At 68.1% G+C, this 17,653-nt stretch carries 16 protein-coding genes; 2 read left to right on the plus strand and 14 right to left on the minus strand.

Annotated elements, in window-relative coordinates:
- Nucleotides 1-189: 189 nt before the first annotated feature.
- Entirely contained in the window at nt 190-918 is a 729-nt protein-coding gene (locus WS45_RS14920; protein ID WP_059523362.1) for a response regulator, read from the plus strand.
- A complete protein-coding gene (locus tag WS45_RS14925; RefSeq protein WP_059700623.1) occupies nt 919-2,286 on the plus strand; it encodes an ATP-binding protein in 1,368 nt (455 codons plus the stop codon).
- Between the two features lie 29 nt (nt 2,287-2,315).
- Here the strand turns inward: WS45_RS14925 and WS45_RS14930 are convergent, their stop codons facing one another.
- From WS45_RS14930 to WS45_RS14995, 14 genes are all read right to left on the minus strand, one after another.
- Nucleotides 2,316-2,759, minus strand: coding sequence for a nuclear transport factor 2 family protein (locus tag WS45_RS14930; protein ID WP_179950370.1), 444 nt, complete (start codon nt 2,757-2,759; stop codon nt 2,316-2,318).
- A gap of 85 nt (nt 2,760-2,844) precedes the next feature.
- Entirely contained in the window at nt 2,845-3,825 is a 981-nt protein-coding gene (locus WS45_RS14935) for an NADPH:quinone oxidoreductase family protein (RefSeq protein ID WP_059700642.1), read from the minus strand.
- Between the two features lie 228 nt (nt 3,826-4,053).
- Nucleotides 4,054-4,788, minus strand: a complete 735-nt coding sequence (locus tag WS45_RS14940) for a winged helix-turn-helix domain-containing protein (protein WP_059700625.1) — start codon at nt 4,786-4,788, stop codon at nt 4,054-4,056.
- 117 nt (nt 4,789-4,905) lie between these two features.
- Complete coding sequence (locus WS45_RS14945) at nt 4,906-5,643, minus strand: TenA family transcriptional regulator (RefSeq protein ID WP_059523369.1); 738 nt, start codon at nt 5,641-5,643, stop codon at nt 4,906-4,908.
- Between the two features lie 19 nt (nt 5,644-5,662).
- Complete coding sequence (locus WS45_RS14950; RefSeq protein WP_059700626.1) at nt 5,663-8,062, minus strand: putative bifunctional diguanylate cyclase/phosphodiesterase; 2,400 nt, start codon at nt 8,060-8,062, stop codon at nt 5,663-5,665.
- Between the two features lie 139 nt (nt 8,063-8,201).
- Nucleotides 8,202-8,978, minus strand: coding sequence for a Crp/Fnr family transcriptional regulator (locus tag WS45_RS14955; RefSeq protein ID WP_059691197.1), 777 nt, complete (start codon nt 8,976-8,978; stop codon nt 8,202-8,204).
- Nucleotides 8,979-9,401: 423 nt separating this feature from the next.
- The gene (locus WS45_RS14960) at nt 9,402-10,415 is read right to left on the minus strand and encodes a lipase secretion chaperone (RefSeq protein ID WP_059700627.1); all 1,014 of its coding nucleotides are present in this window, start codon (nt 10,413-10,415) and stop codon (nt 9,402-9,404) included.
- 3 nt (nt 10,416-10,418) lie between these two features.
- A complete protein-coding gene (locus WS45_RS14965) occupies nt 10,419-11,570 on the minus strand; it encodes an esterase/lipase family protein (RefSeq protein WP_082721933.1) in 1,152 nt (383 codons plus the stop codon).
- On the minus strand, nt 11,563-11,979 hold the full coding sequence (locus tag WS45_RS14970) for a DUF4345 domain-containing protein (RefSeq protein WP_059700628.1): 417 nt from the start codon (nt 11,977-11,979) through the stop codon (nt 11,563-11,565). Before WS45_RS14970 ends, WS45_RS14965 begins: the two co-directional genes overlap by 8 nt.
- A 16-nt stretch (nt 11,980-11,995) precedes the next feature.
- The gene (locus WS45_RS14975) at nt 11,996-13,282 is read right to left on the minus strand and encodes a hypothetical protein (protein ID WP_373559427.1); all 1,287 of its coding nucleotides are present in this window, start codon (nt 13,280-13,282) and stop codon (nt 11,996-11,998) included.
- A gap of 20 nt (nt 13,283-13,302) precedes the next feature.
- Entirely contained in the window at nt 13,303-14,082 is a 780-nt protein-coding gene (locus WS45_RS14980; protein ID WP_059700630.1) for an outer membrane lipoprotein-sorting protein, read from the minus strand.
- Between the two features lie 51 nt (nt 14,083-14,133).
- Entirely contained in the window at nt 14,134-15,543 is a 1,410-nt protein-coding gene (locus WS45_RS14985) for an ABC transporter permease (protein ID WP_059700644.1), read from the minus strand.
- Nucleotides 15,540-16,256: an ABC transporter ATP-binding protein gene (locus WS45_RS14990; protein WP_059700631.1), complete on the minus strand. Its 717-nt coding sequence runs from the start codon at nt 16,254-16,256 to the stop codon at nt 15,540-15,542. Before WS45_RS14990 ends, WS45_RS14985 begins: the two co-directional genes overlap by 4 nt.
- The gene (locus WS45_RS14995; protein ID WP_059700632.1) at nt 16,253-17,638 is read right to left on the minus strand and encodes a flavin-containing monooxygenase; all 1,386 of its coding nucleotides are present in this window, start codon (nt 17,636-17,638) and stop codon (nt 16,253-16,255) included. The genes WS45_RS14990 and WS45_RS14995 overlap by 4 nt, the downstream gene beginning before the upstream one ends.
- Between the last annotated feature and the right edge of the window lie 15 nt (nt 17,639-17,653).

Raw genomic sequence — 17,653 nt, forward strand, 5'->3', positions numbered from 1 at the left:
GCTCGAAGTCTAGGTTCGGCCGTTCGGCACGACTGTCCGGAATCTGCGGAAAATGTGTGCTCAATTGTGTTCGAGTGTTCCCGATTGTCGTGCGTCGCACCGAGCCTTCGGAACGGCGGATAGAATTCGCGTGGCGCGCGCCGTGCCGCCTGCAGCGCGACGGACGACGCGTGCATTTCGAGGAGACCCATGAACGACAATCCGCTCAAACATCGCGTGCTGCTGATCGAGGATGACGACCGCCTCGCGCGTCTCGTGCGCGAATACCTCGACGGCTACGAGTTCGAGGTGACGGTCGTGCGCCGAGGCGATCTCGCGGTCGCCGCGGTACGCGAACACCGGCCCGCGCTCGTGATACTCGACCTGATGCTGCCGCATCTCGACGGGATGGAAGTCTGCCGGCGCATGCGCGCGTTCACCAACGTTCCCGTGCTGATCCTTACCGCGCGCGCCGACGTCTACGACCAGGTCGCCGGTCTCGAAATCGGCGCCGACGACTACGTGACGAAGCCGATCGAGCCGCGTGTGCTCGTGGCGCGTGCCCGCGCACTGTTGCGTCGCGCGCAGCCCGCGGCATCGGCCCCGCACGCCGACATGCCGGCGCACGAGCTCGTGTTCGGCGAACTGGCGATTTCACCGCCGAACCGCACCGTCACGTGGCGCGGCGAACTCGTCGACCTGAAAACCACCGAGTTCAATCTGCTGCTGATCCTCGCCCGCTCGGCCGGCACGGTGCTCAGTCGCGACGCAATCCTGAAGCAGCTGCGCGGGATCGAATTCGACGGAATCGACCGCTCGGTCGACTCGGGCATCTCGAAGCTGCGTCGACGCTTCGAGGACGCTTCGTCGGAGCCGCAACGGATCAAGACGATCTGGGGCCGCGGCTACCTCTTCAGCCCTTCTGCGTGGGATGACTGAATGCTGCGCTCGTTGATCAAGCTCTACCTCATCGTGATCCTGTGCTGTGCCGCAGCGATCGTATTCATTCAATGGTCGTTCAACCGAATTTTCTACGAACGGGTTGCACAGGCGCAGCGCAACGCGCTGACCACTTACGCGTTCGTGCTGAATGACTACCTCGAACGTCATCCGGGCGGGAAGCGCTCGCTCGCGCTGCGCGAACTCGCGCAGCACGGCAACGAGCGATTCGGTTTCGTGACGATGGCCTACGCCCGTGCCCAACTGAGCGGCGCGCCGCTGCGCGATCTGGACGCCGGCCGGATTGCGATCAGTTACGACCGCAGGAACTACTACATGCCGCTCGCTGACGGCTCGGTCCTGCACGCCCGCCCCATCGCACCGGCCGACCTCGACATCCAGATCTACGCATACGGGATGACCGCACTCGCGGCACTGTTCGCCGTCGCGCTGTGGATCTCGTATCACTGGCGAGACCTGCGCAAGCTGCAGGCCGCCGCGCATGCGTTCGGCGCGGGCAACCTGTCGACTCGCGTGAAGCTGTCCGGGCGATCGAACATCTACGAGCTGTCGCAGCAGTTCAACGACATGGCCGAGCGGATCGAGGCGTCGATCAAGCAGCAGCGCGAAATGATGCACGGCATCTCTCACGAGCTGAAAACGCCGCTCGCCCGCCTCGAATTCGGCCTCGCGCTGCTCGCCGACTCCGACGACAGCGGCCGGATGCGCGAACGCCGCGACGAACTGCGACGCGACGTGCGCGAACTCGACGATCTCGTGACCGAACTGCTGACGATCGGGCGGCTCGAACAAGGCGCAAGCGAGCTCGCGCCGATGGAGGTCGTCGTCGATGCGCTGATCGACAGCGTGGCCGGCAACGTCGCGAACGACGTCGCCGACCGCGGCCTCACGCTCGGCGTGTCGACGACCGGCGCCCCTGCCACGCACGTGTGCGATCCGAAGCTCGTCGCACGCGCGCTGCTGAACCTGATCCGCAACGGCGCACGTTACGCGTCGCGCACGGTCCTGCTGTCCGCGACGCACGATGCGACCGGCGCGCTGGTGCTGAGCGTCGACGACGACGGCCCCGGCATTCCGGTCGCCGAACGCGCGCGCGTGTTCGAACCGTTCCAGCGGCTCGACTCGAGCCGCGACCGGCAGACCGGCGGGTTCGGGCTCGGGCTTGCGATCGTGCGACGCGTCGCGCTCGTGCACGGCGGCGACGTGCGGCTCGAGGATTCGCCGCTCGGCGGCGCACGCTTCGTGATTTCGCTGCCGCCGCGGGCGTTGCCGGACTTCCTCGGCGACGCACCGGAGAGCACGGCACGCGGCCAGGCCCACCCCGCATCGTCGAGTTCACTGCGTTGATGAATGCGGGCGGGGCGTCGCCGCCCCCCTCACCCGCCGGCCCTGAACGCCGGCAGCTGCTGCCCGAGCCGTGCGCCCATTTCCGCGCCGAGCGCCTGCAGCGCATTGAACGGACGGATCATCACTTCGAATTCGACGATCCTTCCGTCGGCGTCGAAGCGGATCATGTCGATCCCCTTCAGCCGCTTGTCGCCGACCGTCGCGCTGAATTCCAGCACGACGCTCGTGCCGTCGTCGTCGGCGAACGCGCGGTGATATTCGAAGTTCTCGAGAATCGTGAGCACCGTGCGCAGCGCGAGCAACAGCGCGGGCGCCGGCCCGTACGGCTTGAACGCCATCGGCGAACGGAACACGGCGTCCGGATGGACGATCGTGTCGAGCTCGCTGAAATCCTTGCGGGCGAGCATCGCGTGCCACGCAGCAAGCGAGGTCGCGACGGCGGGTTGCAGATTCGACAGGGGTTGCATGGTCAGCGACTCCGGTAACGTCACACGAAAGAACCTTGATCGAAGGCGGCGCCCGGTCGGGCCGCCGCCGCGTGAATCGGCACCGGCATAATCACGCGTCCGGCAGGATCACGACCTTGCCCTTGACCTGCCGGTTCGCCATGCGCGCAATTGCGTCGGCCGCACCCGCGAGCGGCACGCGCTCGGTGATCGCGGGCCGCACCTTGCCGGCCGCGAACCATTGCGCGAGCTGGCGCATGTTCGCCGCGTGCTGCGCGGGGTCGCGCCGCACCGCGTCGCCCCAGAACACGCCCAGGATGTCGCGTTCCTTGAGCAGTGCAAGGTTCAGCGCGATCTTCGGAATTTCGCCGGCGGCGAAACCGACCACGAGGAACCGGCCGCGCCAGGCGGTCGCGCGCAGCGCGGCTTCGCTGTACGCGCCGCCGACCGGATCGTAGACGACGTCCGCGCCGCGTCCGCCGGTCAGTTCGTCGACGCGGCGCCGCAGGTCCTCGGTCGCATAGTCGATCGTATCGTCGGCGCCGGCTTCGCGGCACAGCGCCAGCTTGTCCGCGCTCGACGCGGCCGCGATCACGCGCGCCCCCAGCGCCTTCGCGATCTCGATCGCGGCGAGCCCGACACCGCCGGCCGCGCCCAGCACCAGCAGCGTCTCGCCCTGCTGCAGGCGCGCGCGCTGCTGCAGCGCATGCAGCGACGTGCCGTAGGCCAGCACGAGCGCCGCGCCCTGCTCGAACGTCATCCCCGGCGGCAGCGCGGCGATCTGGTGCACGTCGGCCACGCACTGCTCGGCGAAGCCGCCGTGGCCGGTGAACGCGACCACCTCGTCGCCCGGCCGCCAGGCGCTCACGCCGTCGCCGACCGCGTCGATCACGCCGGCGAATTCGGCGCCGGGCGAGAACGGCAATGCCGGCTTCACCTGATACAGGCCCTGGACGGTCAGCGCATCGGGGAAATTGAGCGACGCCGCCTTCACGCGGATCCGCACCTGACCGGCTGCCGGTTCGGGAATCGCGACGTCCTCGATACGCAAGCGGTCGATCGGGCCGAATGCGGTACACAACAGGGCTTTCATGCTCTCCATCCTCCTTGCGCGACATCGCCGCGCATCGATACGGCAGCGGGACGCGCCCGCGAGCGGCGCGAACAGGTCGGCAACAAATGCTGGCGGGAAATTTAGCACGGTCGTTCGGAAGCGACAATGGCGGGGCGCCCCGACGGCGAACCGGGGCGATGGCGGCAGGCGAAGGTGAAGATGGGGTCGATACCGGCACGCGACGCGCCCGGCTCACGCGTGCGGCGGCTAACCCGCGTCGTCGTCGGCCAGCGTGCCGAGCGGCACGAAAACGTAACCCTTCCCGCGCACGGTGCGGATATAGCGATAATCGCCGACCGCCTGCTCGACCAGGCTGCGCAGCCGGAAGATCAGCACGTCGAGCCCGCGCTCGGAGCGTCCGGCCACGCTCAGTCCCAGCAGCGCGAGAATCTCCGCGCGCGACAGGACGCGCATCGGCTGCGAGATGAACAGTTCGAGCAGCGCGAATTCACTCGCACGCAACCCGAGGTCGGCTCCCGCGCGCGTCGCGCGCCGCGTGACGAAATTCACCTCGATGTCGCCGAATGCATAGGATTCGGGTTTCCCGCGCCCGCGTCCCGGCTCCGGGCGGCTCGACGCGTACCGACGGATCGCGCTGCGCACGCGTGCGATCAGTTCCATCGGCTCGAACGGCTCGACGACATAGTCGTCCGCGCCGAGCTCGAGCGCGACGACCTTGTCGACCACTTGCGCATCGCGGCTGATCACGATCACCGGCATGTCGTGACCGGCGCGCCGCAGCGCACCGAGCGCCATGTGCGACGTCGTGGCCGGCCGTTCGACCCGCAATACGATCAGGGTGGGCGGTGCCGCGGTCACCTGCCCCGGCAGCAGCGACACGTCGTCGAGCGCCGACGTATCGATCTGGCAGCCGCGCAGGAGCGCGCGAATCATGTCGCGCATCCGCGGATCGGGCTCTACGACGAGAACTTGGGTGGTCATCGACTATCGTCCGGCACGACGGCCCGCTTGGCGCATCGCGACATCACGTCGACCTGCCGTCCGACCGGAACGCCCCGGCACGGTTCGTTCGAACCCGCGAGGGTATGGCGCCGGCGACTACACATGCATGCAGCAATCGAGACTCGTCAGGAAATAGCTCAGGCTCTTGCGGATCGACGTCTCGACGTCCCGCACGTCGCGAGCCGCGGGCGACTGCCCGAGCAGCGTCGCGACGATATCCAGCGCTTCCCACGGATGCCGGTCGTCGTAATCGGCATGCAGCTTGAGCCAGCGCATCGCGCGATGCCGCACGGCCGGATCGAACTGCTGTTCGTACGGCGATGCGCACAGCAACGCACTCCACTCGCCGGTCACGCCTTCGATCGCATAGTTGGTCGCGGCGATGCTCGGCGCGAGCGCGTCGGTGCTGCCGCTCTTCCAGCACCAGTGGCTCAGCGCGAATCCGGCGAGCGGCGCGTCGCCGCGCAGCAGCATGTCGATCGTGACCCCCGATTCCGCGGCCCAGTTGGCCCAGTGATCGACGTGATTCTGCTCGACGCGGATATTGCGGATCAGATAGCGCCGCGCCTTCTCGTCGCCGCGCGACCGAAAGGCGGCGGTCTTCAGCAGGTTCATCGCCATGTATTCCGGAAACTGGCTGACCACCGCCCAGCCGGTCACGAAGAATGCGCGCAGTTGCGACGCGCGCAGCGTCCCGCCGCTCATCGCCGCGAACACCGGATGCGCGCGGACGCGCGCCTTCAGCTCGTCGGTCGCGCCGACCACGTCGCGCAGCCAGGCCGGATAGCTCGCCAGGTCCATCAGGTCGCCGGTCAGTTCAAATGGAGCACTCATGCGTTGGTTCCTCGCTTGTTCAATGGAATCCCCCTTCCTGCCAGGGCGCGGGGCGGCTGAAGTAATAGCCCTGGCAATAGTCGACGCCCAGCGCGCGAAGCATTTCGGCCGTCGCCGTGTCCTCGACATGCTCGGCGACGGTGCGGTACTGCATCACGTGCGCGATGTCGTTGATCGCGGACGCGATGCCGCGCTTGATGCTGTCGGACGTCATGGTCGACACGAGGCCGCCGTCGATCTTCAGGTAATCGACCGGCAACTGGCGCAGATACGAAAACGACGACATGCCGGCGCCGAAGTCGTCGAGCGCGAAGCGGCAACCGAGGTCGCGCAGCTCGCACATGAAACGCGACGCGACCTCCAGGTTGCGGACCGCGCTCGTCTCGGTGATTTCGAAACACAGCAGCGACGGATCGAGCCCCGACGCCGACAGCTCGGCGATCACGAACTCCACGAAGCGCTCGTCGGTGATCGACATCGCCGACAGGTTCACGTTGTATTCGACGTACTGGCGCTGTTCGAGCCGCGCGAGGCGACGGATCACGGTGCGCACGACCCAGCGGTCGATCATCGTCATGTGGCCGTAGCGCTCGGCGGCCGGCAGGAAGACCGGCGAGATCAGCTTGCCGTCGGCGTCCGGGATGCGCAGCAGGATCTCCGCGCGCTCCTGCGCGCCGAGCGCCGGCTGGATCGGCACGATACGTTGCGCATACAACTGGAACGAATTCGTTTCGAGCGCCGTCTTCACGCGCCGGCTCCACTGCATGTGATACGCCTGGCGGCCCGAGTTCATGTCGCGCGCATCCGCGACGTGCACGCGGTTGCGGCCGCGATCCTTCGCGACGTAGCACGCGATGTCGGCCATCTGCATCGCCTTCTCGACGCTCTCGGGCCGGCAGGCGAGATCGAGCACGCCGATGCTCACGCTGATCTTGAACGGCTCGCCTTCCCACTGGAACGTGAAGTCCTCGAGACATGCCCGGATGCGCTCCGCCTTGCCGCCGTCCGGCGGGCCGTTGCGGGCGGCCGGCAGCAGGATGCCGAATTCGTCGCCGCCCAGCCGGCCGAACACGTCGTCGTCGTCGAGACAGCGCGCGAACACCGCCGTCGCGTCGCGCAGCAGCGCATCGCCGGCCGCGTGCCCGCACACGTCGTTGACTTCCTTGAAGCCGTCGAGGTCGAGCACCAGCAACACCCCGCCACCGCGCTGCGCCAGCGCGTCGCCCAGGCGCCGCTCGAACGCCGTGCGGTTGATGAGGCCGGTCAGCGCATCGTGCGACGCCTGCCAGGTCAGCTTCTCGATCAACTGGTATTCGCGCGTCATGTCGCGCAGGATCAGCACGTAGCCGACGCAGCGGCCGGCGGCGTTGTCCATCTTCGACAGCGACGCGCGCACCGACACCGCCGAGCCGCACACGCGGATCAGATCGAGATCGCGGGTGAAGGTATGGTCGCCGCTGTTGCTGAGCGACGCGAGCAGCTTGATCGACATGCCGGTCGACGTGTCGATCAGGTCCAGCACGTCGTTGATCGGCTTGCCGACGCACAGCCGCGACGACGCGCCGAGCAGCTGCTCGGCCGCCGGATTGACGGTCTCGATGCTGCGCGTGAGGCCGATCGTGACGATCGCATCGGCGACCGAGCGCAGCGCGGCTTCGGCGAACGCCTGGCTGCGGTCGAGTTCGGTCTGCATCGACACCTGCTGGCGTTGCGCGCGGCTCGCCCATCGCACCGACAGCAGGATGATCAGCAGCGACGCCACGACGTACGACAGGAACAATTGAATGACGGCCGAGCGGAATTCGGCGCTCAGCTCGGCGGAGAAGCGCTTCGGCAGTGGTTCGATGTGCGAATTGAGATCCCAGATCGCGCGGTTCAGGCGGCTCGTGCGCCGGACGTCGTCCGCGTGCACGGACTCGCGCAGTGCGTTGGCGATCGCGCGCAGGTCGACCAGTTGCCGGTCCGCGTCCTCCCAGTATTGCAACGCGGCGTTCAGGCGTGCGAAGCTGCTCAGGATCGGATAAAACCACACCACCGCCGCCGCATCGACGGGATTGATCCCCGCCTCGATCAGCGCCCGGCGCGCCACGCCGTGGTCCGGCGGCACGCTCGTCATCGCGCGGCGCGCGACGCCCAGGAACGCGAGGGTTCGGTCGACCGTCCGGTAATCGTCGAACAATTTCTCGTCGCCGGTCTGCCCGTAGCGGCTCAGCAGGATGATTTCGTCCTTCTGCGCCTTCGACCAGCTGCTTTCGCCACCGACGTACACGCGCAACGACATGATCACGATCAGGCTGACGGCGACGAACCCGGCCAGCGCGCCGATCACGACGACGATCGGCAGAATGCCGAGCGCCGGACTCCATGGCCACACGTGAAACGAGCTGCGCTGACTCTGGAGCTTCGAAATGTTTTCCATACCTGAATGACTGCTTTTCTGATTCTTCTCGATACACCGGCCTGCCGCGTCGATGCGCGTCCTGCGTTCAGGACTCCCCCCTTCCATGCTCGCGACGCGCTGGCGCTCATGCAGGCGCGCCGGCACGACGCGCCGGCGACTAGGTCGTCCGGATACGTCGCGACAACCCGGCACCCGCATCCGTACCCGCATCGATCGCGAGGATGCGGCGCGTTTCGTCGCGGATGACCCGATGGCAGTCGCAGCCCTGCCGTTCGAGACCGCCGAGATCCGTCAGCACGACGGCACCGCGATGCTGATGGATCAGGCCGAGTTCGTGGAGCTGCCGCGTGGTATCGGTGACGGTCTCGCGACGCACGCCCAGCATCTGGCCCAGCATGCCGTGCGTGACCGGGATCTCGATGCTGCGCGAGCGCTCGTAGGCGATCAGCAGCCAGCGGCTCAGTTGATGACGCATCACGTGATGGCGGCTGCAGAACATGACCTGCGACGCCTGGGACAGCACCAGCTGCATCCGCACGAAGACCTGCCGCCGGATCGCCGCCGATGCGTCGCACGCGTCGGCGAAACGGTGCGCATACAGCCGATACGCGAACCCGCCGCGATAGACGACGACGCGGCGCTGCATCGCGCTGCCGATGACGTCGTCGCACACGAGGCCTTCGCGGCCGATTTCCGTCACGCCGAGCGTCGTCTTGCCGCCCGCCGTGTATTGCAGGGAAAATCCCGCGGTCACCGGAAAATAGACGGCCTCCAGATCGTCGCCGGCATCGCACAGCACCTGGCCGGTCTTGAGATTCGAAAGCATCAAATGAGGCGCCAATTCCGAACGGCTGATTCCGTCGAGCGCAGACAGGAAATGATTGGCACCAAGTGCATGCGGCAACTCGATGACGTTGTTGGCCTGATCTCTCACGGCGCACCTCGTACGTTGTATCCCTGCCCCTCGGCCACCGAACCTTTCTGCTGTTTTCACCGCACCGGTTTAACGGTTTTTTCCGCCTTATCATCGCGGTGACATTGAGCAAAAAGGTATCACGCAGCCCAGCCGTACGCGACACTCCGCTTTCGTTACATGAAGTAATTTGACAGTTCGGTTCGCCATCCGAAGATACTTGCACCGTCAATCGAAAATCCACGATTTAAACTTGTTGCATATAAGGCGGATTGTTCGATGGATTATCGGAAATGACGGGAGAATGCCAATACGGGGTAATGCGATTTACTCCGAAAATTAAAATCATTCTCGAATCGAAAAGAATGCGGGAAACGTGGGCTACCGCACACTTTCCGCTCGACATGTTTGGAAGCCGTGGTGGCGCGCACTCGGAAACCGGTGCTAACGCGCCGATGCCGCTGCCCTGCCCGCGTCGAGCGACGCGGCCCGCGATGCATCCGACGGATCCGGGAAATTGCGCTGCCGCAATTGGGCGATCTGCGCATCGCGCACGTCGGGCGCAAGCTGCTGCGCGTCGAGCCGGTCGCGTTCGGCCGCATAGTCGCGATAGCGTGCCCGCCACGCGTCGTCGTCCTGCTGCATCCGCACGACGCGCGCGGCGACATTGGCACCGAGCTGCGCGCGCAGCGCATCGGGCGTCGCGCGCTGGCCGTCGAGCCTCGCAACCGTTGCAATCGCGTCGCGCTGTCGCGCCGCGCGCTCGCGTGCGTCGCGCTCGCCGGGCGGCAGCGCCTGGTCGAGCGCGGCGAGGCGCGCGCGCTTTTGCGCATCGCCGAGCGTCGGATCGCGCGCGATCCTGATCCGGTCGAGGTCGTCGCCCTGCCGCCGGACATCCGCGTCGAAGAACGGCGTGCTCCAGTCGCCGAGCCAGTGGCGCGCGAGTGCCGCGCGCCGCTCGAGCTCGCCCGCGATCGCGTCCGGATCGAGACCGGCGCCGGCCTGCATCGCGCCCGGATGCGTATCGAACGCGGCGAGGCACGCGCGATAGCGCGGCCACACGTCGAGCGCGTCGCGGCGGGCCGCCGCACCGATCGGTTGCGCGTCGATCTCGCGCGCGACCAGCGCATCGAGCGCCATGGGCGTCAGGTCATGCTGCGCAAGCAAAAAGTAATCGAAGAATTCCCGCACGGCGCGCACTTTCGCGAGGTGCCCGTCCGGCGCGACCGGCAGACTCGGTGCACGCGAGCCTGCAAGCGATGCAGGCAACGCGACATCGGATGCGGCAAGCATCGGCTGCGCCGCCGCACCGCGCGGCGCGGCACGACCGGGCGGCGGCGCAGCCGCGACGGCCGGCGACGCAGCCTGACGGCCGAACACGTGCCACGCGGCAGCCACGGCGATCGCCCCGGTCGCGCCGTACAACACGGCGCGGGACAGCGCGGTCCGGACGTTCATCGCTCAGACGCCCCGCAGCTTCAGCCGGTTCGCCTGCACGCGCAGCGCGGCGACCGGGTCTTCCGCATACGCGCCGCGAATGCCGAGCAACTGATTGATCGCGTCGAAGTGATTCCAGCGATAGCGCGTCGAGATCACCGTGCCGAACAGCGAACTGCAGGTCGACGTGAAACCGTCGTTCGGGCCCGCACCGGCCAGCGCCATGATGTTGCCGGCCGTCAGGAACACGAGCGTCGACGGATCCAGCACGTTCGCCGGATCGATGACCGGAATCACGCTGGTGTCGACCGCGCCGGTCACGATGCCGAGCAGCGACACCGGCTGATACGCGGCCCCGCTCCACGAGTACAGCAGATGCACGTTGCCGCCGATCGTCTCGACCGGTGCGCCGGTACCGCATGCGCCGGCGCCGAGCCCCGGGCTCGGAAACAGCTGGTTGAACCGCGCGGCATAGGTCGTGCTCAGTGCGTCGAGCGCGGCGATGGCGTCCTGATTGGTGTTGTGCGTGTTGCTGGTGAGGATCCCGAACAGGTTCAGCAACGCGCCGAACACCGGCGTCGACAAGCCGGTCGGGTCCAGCTTCAGCGCGCCCAGCACGAAGTCGGCGAACTGCGAGCCGCGATGCGGCGTCGCGATCGTCGTGACCGACGCGACGAGCGCGGGTGCGACCGACGCCACGTAGCGCGACGTCAACCCGCCCTGGCTGTGGCCGATCAGGTTCACCTTGACCGCACCCGTCACCGCGAGCACTTGCTTCACGTAGGCCAGCAACTGCTCGCCGCGCCCGTTCGGGCCGAGGTCGCTCTGGAAGCCGGAGAGGTCGGCGACGTAGACGGTCGCGCCATGCCGCTGAAGATCGGCCTGGATGCCGTACCAGTACGGCAGGATGCCGAAATAATCGTCCGTTCCAGTCAGCCCGTGCACGAGGATGATCGGATAACGGGTCGCCGCGTAGTCGTCGACCGCCGTCTGCGCACCGGCCTGCGCCGGACCCAGCACGACGCACGCGAGCAGCACGATGCGGGCGATGAACCGTGCGCGCGCGCGCGACACGCATCGCGCCGCCACGGCGCGCAGGACCGTCGCGACGCCCCGCACGGCGATATCGGCGCGACGACGCGGCGCGATACGCCGGTTGATGTCGATGTCATGCATTCTCACTCTCCCATGCGGCATGCGCGGCCACGCGCCGCTGCCACGCGATGAACAGCGGCGCGCCGACGACTTCGAGCGCCGTGAAGCCGACGAACGGCGGCCACGGCAACCCGAGCGCCGCGAGCGACATCAGCCGCCCGACACCGCCGAGAAAAATCATCATCCACAGCGTCGCGAACAGCCGTCCCTGCCGCTCGATCCGCGGGATCGCCGAAAACGCCGCGAGCCCGAGCCCGAACCACACGCCCGCATAGAAACGCAGGTTGCCGTCCAGCGTCGCGTCGGCCGGCAGCGCGATGCCGAGCGACGCGTACAGCGGATCGCGAATGCCCATCATCCCGAGCACGCCGGTGATCGTCGGAACCAGCGCAAGCACGGCGGTCGCCGCCTGAAGCGCGCGTTTGCTCATTCGAATTCTCCTTGCGTCATCGATAAAAAATGCCCAGCACCTGAATGCTCGTCGACTCCGGCATCGCACCGAAGCGGCTCCACGACGGCCCGCCCTGATGCAGCCACTGCAGCGCGACGTCGAACCGGTCGAAGCGCCGCCGCAGTTCGAGCCAGTATTGCCGGCCGCCGCCGAGATCGGCCTGCACGAAGCCCGACAGGTCGAGGCGCCGCACGCCGACGTTGTGCCATGCCGCCATCACGAACACGCCGTGACGGGTCTGCAATTCCTGTGCGGCGATCGACGTCTGCACCGCGCTGCCCCATGCCATCGGATTCGCGCGCTGCAACGACCGCCATTGCGCCGCGTCCGCGCCACCGCCGTTGCTCTGGAATTCGGCGGTCAGCGAAAGATCGACCGGCAGCGTCCACGTCGCGCCCACCGACGAACTGCTGCGGAACGCGCGATCGTCGGCCGCGCCGGCGGCACGCGCGATCAGCGAGCGCCGGTAGCCGCCCGTCCATTCGACGTATGCGACCACCGAGTTGCCGAGCAGCACGCTCAGATTCTGGCCGAACTGCGGCGCCTGCCCGCTTTCGCCGTAGACAATCCATTGCGGCTGGATCGCCGCGCTGAGCCGCTGGCTTGCGACGAGCATCCAGCGATCGACGCCGTTGGTGCGCTGCAGGTCGGACGCCGCGGCCGGGTCGCCCGGCACGCTGCGGCGCTCGAGCCGCGGCGACAGCAGCGCCGCGAGCGAGCCCGTGTCCCACACCCGCTGTGCGCGCAGCCCGACCGTGCCGAGCCGGTTCGTGTGCCGGCTGTCCGGATCGGGCGGCACGTCGAGGCTCACCGCGCCGGCACGGAAGAAGTCGGTCGGGTTGTAGCCGATCGCCACGCCGAGCCGCTCGTTCACGCGGCCCGCGTCGACGACGAACGCCGGCGACGCGCGCCAGCTCGCATACGCTTCCTTCACGAGCGTCACGTCGCGCGACGACGTGCGCGACGTGCCGAGCGGATCGAACCGGTCGAAGCGCATCGAGAAATGCGCGGCGAACGACGGCGTCAGCCACTGCCCGTACTCGAACTCGATCGACAGCTGGTTGCGGCCGGCCTCGCCGCCGTCGCGATAGCGGCTCGCACGCAGCGCGTCCTGCACGTTCAGCTTCCACGGCTTCGCGGTGTCGGGCGGCGTCGCGGCCGGCTGGTCCGCCAGCGCGAGCGCCGCGGCATCGGCTTCGTCGACGCCGGCCGTGCCTCCCGTCCCGCCCGCATCCGCCGCGTGCACGCACGCCGGCAGCAACGCGAACGCAACCGCCGCGATCCGGCCTCGGCGTCGCACCGTCATTGCGCCTGGAAGCGGGACAGGTAGTCGCGCTGCAGCCATGCATCGGGAATGTCGCGCCACGCGTAGTCGGAAAAGCGCATGACCGTGACCCAGTTGCTGTCGAGCCCGTCGATGATGACGGTCTCGGTCGGCCGCTCGACGCCGAGCTGCATCGTGTAGCGGCGATAGAACGCGGTCTTCAGCAGGCGGTCGCTTTCCGAATAGAAGCGCGCCTTCAGCGGCCGGTTGTTCGCCGCGTCGATCCAGATCTCGATGCGGCGATACGTGAGCCCGTCGCCGTGGCCGGCGAGCGCGAGGCGGTACGCGCGGCGCGTCTGCCGATCGCCGTCGACGATGTCCTCCACGCCCTTCAGCTCGGCCGCATAGTCGTGCGCGAGATTGACCGTCACGACGTCGCCGTTCGCGGCCTGGCCGAGCAGCCGCTGGTCCGGCGAGATCCGCACGCTCGCCTGGTTCGCCGGGTCGTAGAACCACAAGTCGTTGCCGTTCTTCAGCATCAGCTTGCCCGTGTCGCGCGCCGGCGCGACGAAGCGCACCAGCGTGCGGAACGCGCCGCCCGGCGCGTCCGGCTTCGAATGGATCGACAGCGTATTGCCGTCGACCTGCTTGCCAGAGCGGTACTCGACGAGCGTCGCGGTCAGCACGAACGATCTCTCCGGCGTGCGGATCGCGTCGCTCGCCGCGAGCAGCTTCTGCGGATCGGGCGTCGGCTGCGCGTGCGCGACGCCGGTCAGGAACGAAAGACTCAGACAGCATGAAACGAACAGGCGACGCACGAGCGCTCTCCCGAAAGTGAAGTGAACGAAAAACGCGGCATCCGGGCGACATCACACATGGCGCAGCGCATCGACGATCGACAGCCGTGCCGCGTGCCGCGACGGCAGCCACGCGGACAGCCCGGCCACGCACGCGAGCCCGACGAACGTGACGGCGATGGTTCGCCACTCGCCCCACACGCGCACCGTCAACGCGACGGCGTCGATTCGCGCGGGCGGTGTCCACGCGAGCCCGCTGCGATTGACGATCGCGGCGATCGCGAGCGCGACCAGCACGCCGAGCGACGCGCCGGCCACGCCGAGCAGCGCGCCCTCGCAGACGAACAGCCGCTGGATGCCGCCGCGCCGCATGCCCATCGCGCGCAGCGTGCCGATCTCGACGGTGCGCTCGATGATCGCGGTGCTCATCGTGTTGCTGATCACGAACAGCACGATCGCGCTGATCAGCACGAACACGAAGCCGAAGATCACCGAGAACATCCGGTTGGTCTGGTCGTAGAACGGGTTCAGCGTCGCGAAATCGACGACGTCGAGCGGCTGGCCGTCGAAGCCGCCGTGCAGCAACTGCTCGATGCGCGCCCGCGCCGCGGGCAGATCGGCCGTGCGCGCGAGCTGGATCTCGATCGCGGTCGCACGCGGCGCGGCGCCGCCGTAGACGAGCCGCTGCGCCTGCGGCAGGCGCACCGCGAGATATGCGTCGTCGAGCTCCTTCACGCCCTGCTGGTCGGCCTTCACGACCGAGAAGCGGCCGACGTTCGGCGCACCGCCCGCGCTCGCGGTCAGCACTTCGACATGAGTCGCGCCGTCGGCGGCCGGCCGCGTGCCGGCCTCGGCCTGCGCGAGCGCCAGCACGTCGGGAGGCGCGCTCGCGGCCGGACCGTCCGTGGCCGGCTCGGCGGGGCCCGGTGGCGCATCATGGCAATCCGGCACGCGCAGCGGTGCGCACAGGTGCAGCACGCGCGCGACGCCAAGGCCGACGATCGCCGCGTCGTCGGCGCTGCCGCGCAACGCGAACGCACGCGGCCGCAGCGGGAACCCGTACGCGTTCCATTGCTGCATCCGGTACTGGTCGTCCGGAATCGCGCCGAAGCCCATCACGGTGCGCGACACGCCGGCCGCGAAGTTGCCGGCGATCCCGCCGAACTGCAGCGTCGGCGTGACGACCTGAAGCAGCGGCGCGAGTTGCGGATCGCGCCGCAGTCGTTCGATCAGCGCCGGGTAATCGCGAATCCCGTATGCAGCCGGGTCGCCCGTGCCGTACAGGAAATAGCCCTGACGCTGGATCTGCAGGTGGCCGCTGCGCTGCACGAAGTCGGTCTGCAGGCCGAGCGTGATGTCGCGGCTGAAGCCGCCGAACAGCAGGATCGCGCTGACGCCGACGATCATCGCGAGCAACGTGGTGAGCGAGCGCCGGCGGTTGCGCTGCAGATTGCGCAGCGCGAGCATCAGCGTATGGGTCATCGGCACACCTCCTGTGTCGCCGTGTCGCCGCCGGCCCGTTCGTGGCCGACGATGCGGCCGTCGAAAATCCGGATCACCTCGTCGGCCACCTTCACCACGTGCGGATCGTGCGACGACACGATGAACGACACGTCGCGCTCGCGCTGGATCGTGCGCATCAGTTCGATGATCGCGTGCCCGGTCGCGCTGTCGAGGTTCGCGGTGGGTTCGTCCGCGAGGACCATCGCGGGCTCGGCCGCGAGCGCGCGCGCGATCGCGACGCGCTGGCGCTGGCCGCCCGACAGCTGGCTCGGCCGGTGCCGCGCCTTGTCGGCCAGGCCGACCGCGTCGAGCAGGTCGCGCACCCGCGCGGCGCGGCGCGCCGGCGCCCAGCCTGCCATCAGCAGCGGATACTCGACGTTCTCGTAGGCGGACAGCACCGGCAGCAGGTTGAAGGTCTGGAACACGTGGCCGACATGGCGCGCGCGAAAATCGGACAGCGCATCGTCGGACAGCGACGCCGTGTCGTGACCGGCGATCGTCACGCGCCCGCTGTCGGGGCGGTCGATGCAACCGATCAGGTTCAGCAGCGTCGTCTTGCCGCTGCCCGACGGGCCGCTCAGCACGGTGAAGCGGCCCGCGTCGAGCGTCGCCGACACGTCGGCGAGACCGGTCACGCGCACGCTGTCGAGCCGGTACGTCTTCGACAGGTGTTCGACATGCACGAGGCTCACGACGCACCTCCCGCGCGCACCGCATGCACCGGCGCCGCCTTCGACGCATCCGCGCCGGCGCCGCCGGACACGGCCGGCAACGCGCGTATCAGCCGCCGCAACTGCAGCCGGTACGCGAAATGCTCGACCTCGATCACGTGCCGCGGCGTGCGATGGAATGCGATGCCGCCGCTCCAGTCCGAGCGGCCGCGCCGGATCAGCCGGTCGATGCGTGCGGCCTTGCGCGGCGCCGTGTCGCGCGCATGCAGATAGCGGGCGAGCAATTGCGCCTGATAGTCCATCAGCGGCCAGTTGCCGGTCGACGTCTGGAACAGCCCGATGAAGAACAGGTCGCGATGCTGCGCGTCGAACAGGTTCAGATACAGCGACGGTTGCTGCTTGCGCCATTGCAGGTGCGCCTGGTCGATGAACGGGAAGCTCGGTTGGTAGCCGGTCGCATACACGATCACGTCGATCGGCTCCTCGCTGCCGTCGACGAACGCAACGCGATCGCCCTTCAGTTCGCGCACGTCCGGCCGCGCGTCGAGATCGCCGTGACCGAGGTGATAGAACAGCGTCGAGTTGATGATGAAATGCGACTCGAACAGCTTGTGGTCGGGCTTGCGCAGCCCGTAGTGTTCCGGCTGTCCGGCCGTCGTCAGGCGCAGCAGCCGTTCGCCGAAAAAGCGCCGCGCCCAGAGCGGCATGCGCAGCCGAAGCGGCCACTCCGCCCACTCGTCCGCCGGCATCCCGAACAGGAATTTCGGCCAGTAGTAGTAGCCGCGTCGCGTGCTGTGGAATACCGCGCTCGCATGATGCGACGCCTCGACCGCGATGTCGCAGCCGGAATTGCCGGCGCCGACCACGAGCACGCGCTTGCCGTCGAAGATCTCCGGTGTGCGGTACTGCGACGAATGAAGCTGCAGCCCGTCGAAATGCCCCGGATAGTCCGGCAGTTGCGGATGCGACAGATGCCCGTTGCAGACGATCACGCCGCGATAGGTCCGCACTTCGCCGCGATCGAGCTCGACGCGCCACTGCGTGCCGCCCTGCACCGGCGCGATCTCGAGCACCGAACGGCCGAATTCGATCCGGTCGTACACGCCGAAGCGCCGCGCGTACGCGCGCAGATACGCGAGCGCCTGGTCGCCGCGCGCGTAGGTCGGATAGTCGTCGGGGATCGGAAAGTCGGTGTATTCGGAAAACCGCTTCGAGCTGATCATGTGGATCGAGCGATACACCGCGCCGCTCGGCCGTCCGTAGTACCAGTTGCCGCCGACGTCGTCCTCGCGCTCGATCACGTCGAAGCCGATGCCGGCCGCGAGCAGGTTCTTCGCGGCGGTGATGCCCGCCGCGCCCGCGCCGATGATGCAGTACCGCGCGCCGTCGTTGCGCTCCGTCATGGTGAGCCTCCTCTT

The organism is Burkholderia sp. RF2-non_BP3 (assembly GCF_001522185.1).
GTDB classification, from domain to species: Bacteria; Pseudomonadota; Gammaproteobacteria; order Burkholderiales; family Burkholderiaceae; genus Burkholderia; species Burkholderia diffusa.

What these genes read in the sequence shown, in the direction of transcription:
- WS45_RS14920 (WP_059523362.1), top strand. Translation starts at nt 190, where the DNA reads ATGAACGACAATCCGCTCAAACATCGCGTGCTGCTGATCGAGGATGAC.
- WS45_RS14925 (WP_059700623.1), top strand. Translation starts at nt 919, where the DNA reads ATGCTGCGCTCGTTGATCAAGCTCTACCTCATCGTGATCCTGTGCTGT.
- WS45_RS14935 (WP_059700642.1), bottom strand. Translation starts at nt 3,825, where the DNA reads ATGAAAGCCCTGTTGTGTACCGCATTCGGCCCGATCGACCGCTTGCGT.
- WS45_RS14940 (WP_059700625.1), bottom strand. Translation starts at nt 4,788, where the DNA reads ATGACCACCCAAGTTCTCGTCGTAGAGCCCGATCCGCGGATGCGCGAC.
- WS45_RS14945 (WP_059523369.1), bottom strand. Translation starts at nt 5,643, where the DNA reads ATGAGTGCTCCATTTGAACTGACCGGCGACCTGATGGACCTGGCGAGC.
- WS45_RS14950 (WP_059700626.1), bottom strand. Translation starts at nt 8,062, where the DNA reads ATGGAAAACATTTCGAAGCTCCAGAGTCAGCGCAGCTCGTTTCACGTG.
- WS45_RS14960 (WP_059700627.1), bottom strand. Translation starts at nt 10,415, where the DNA reads ATGAACGTCCGGACCGCGCTGTCCCGCGCCGTGTTGTACGGCGCGACC.
- WS45_RS14965 (WP_082721933.1), bottom strand. Translation starts at nt 11,570, where the DNA reads ATGCATGACATCGACATCAACCGGCGTATCGCGCCGCGTCGTCGCGCC.
- WS45_RS14970 (WP_059700628.1), bottom strand. Translation starts at nt 11,979, where the DNA reads ATGAGCAAACGCGCGCTTCAGGCGGCGACCGCCGTGCTTGCGCTGGTT.
- WS45_RS14985 (WP_059700644.1), bottom strand. Translation starts at nt 15,543, where the DNA reads ATGACCCATACGCTGATGCTCGCGCTGCGCAATCTGCAGCGCAACCGC.
- WS45_RS14995 (WP_059700632.1), bottom strand. Translation starts at nt 17,638, where the DNA reads ATGACGGAGCGCAACGACGGCGCGCGGTACTGCATCATCGGCGCGGGC.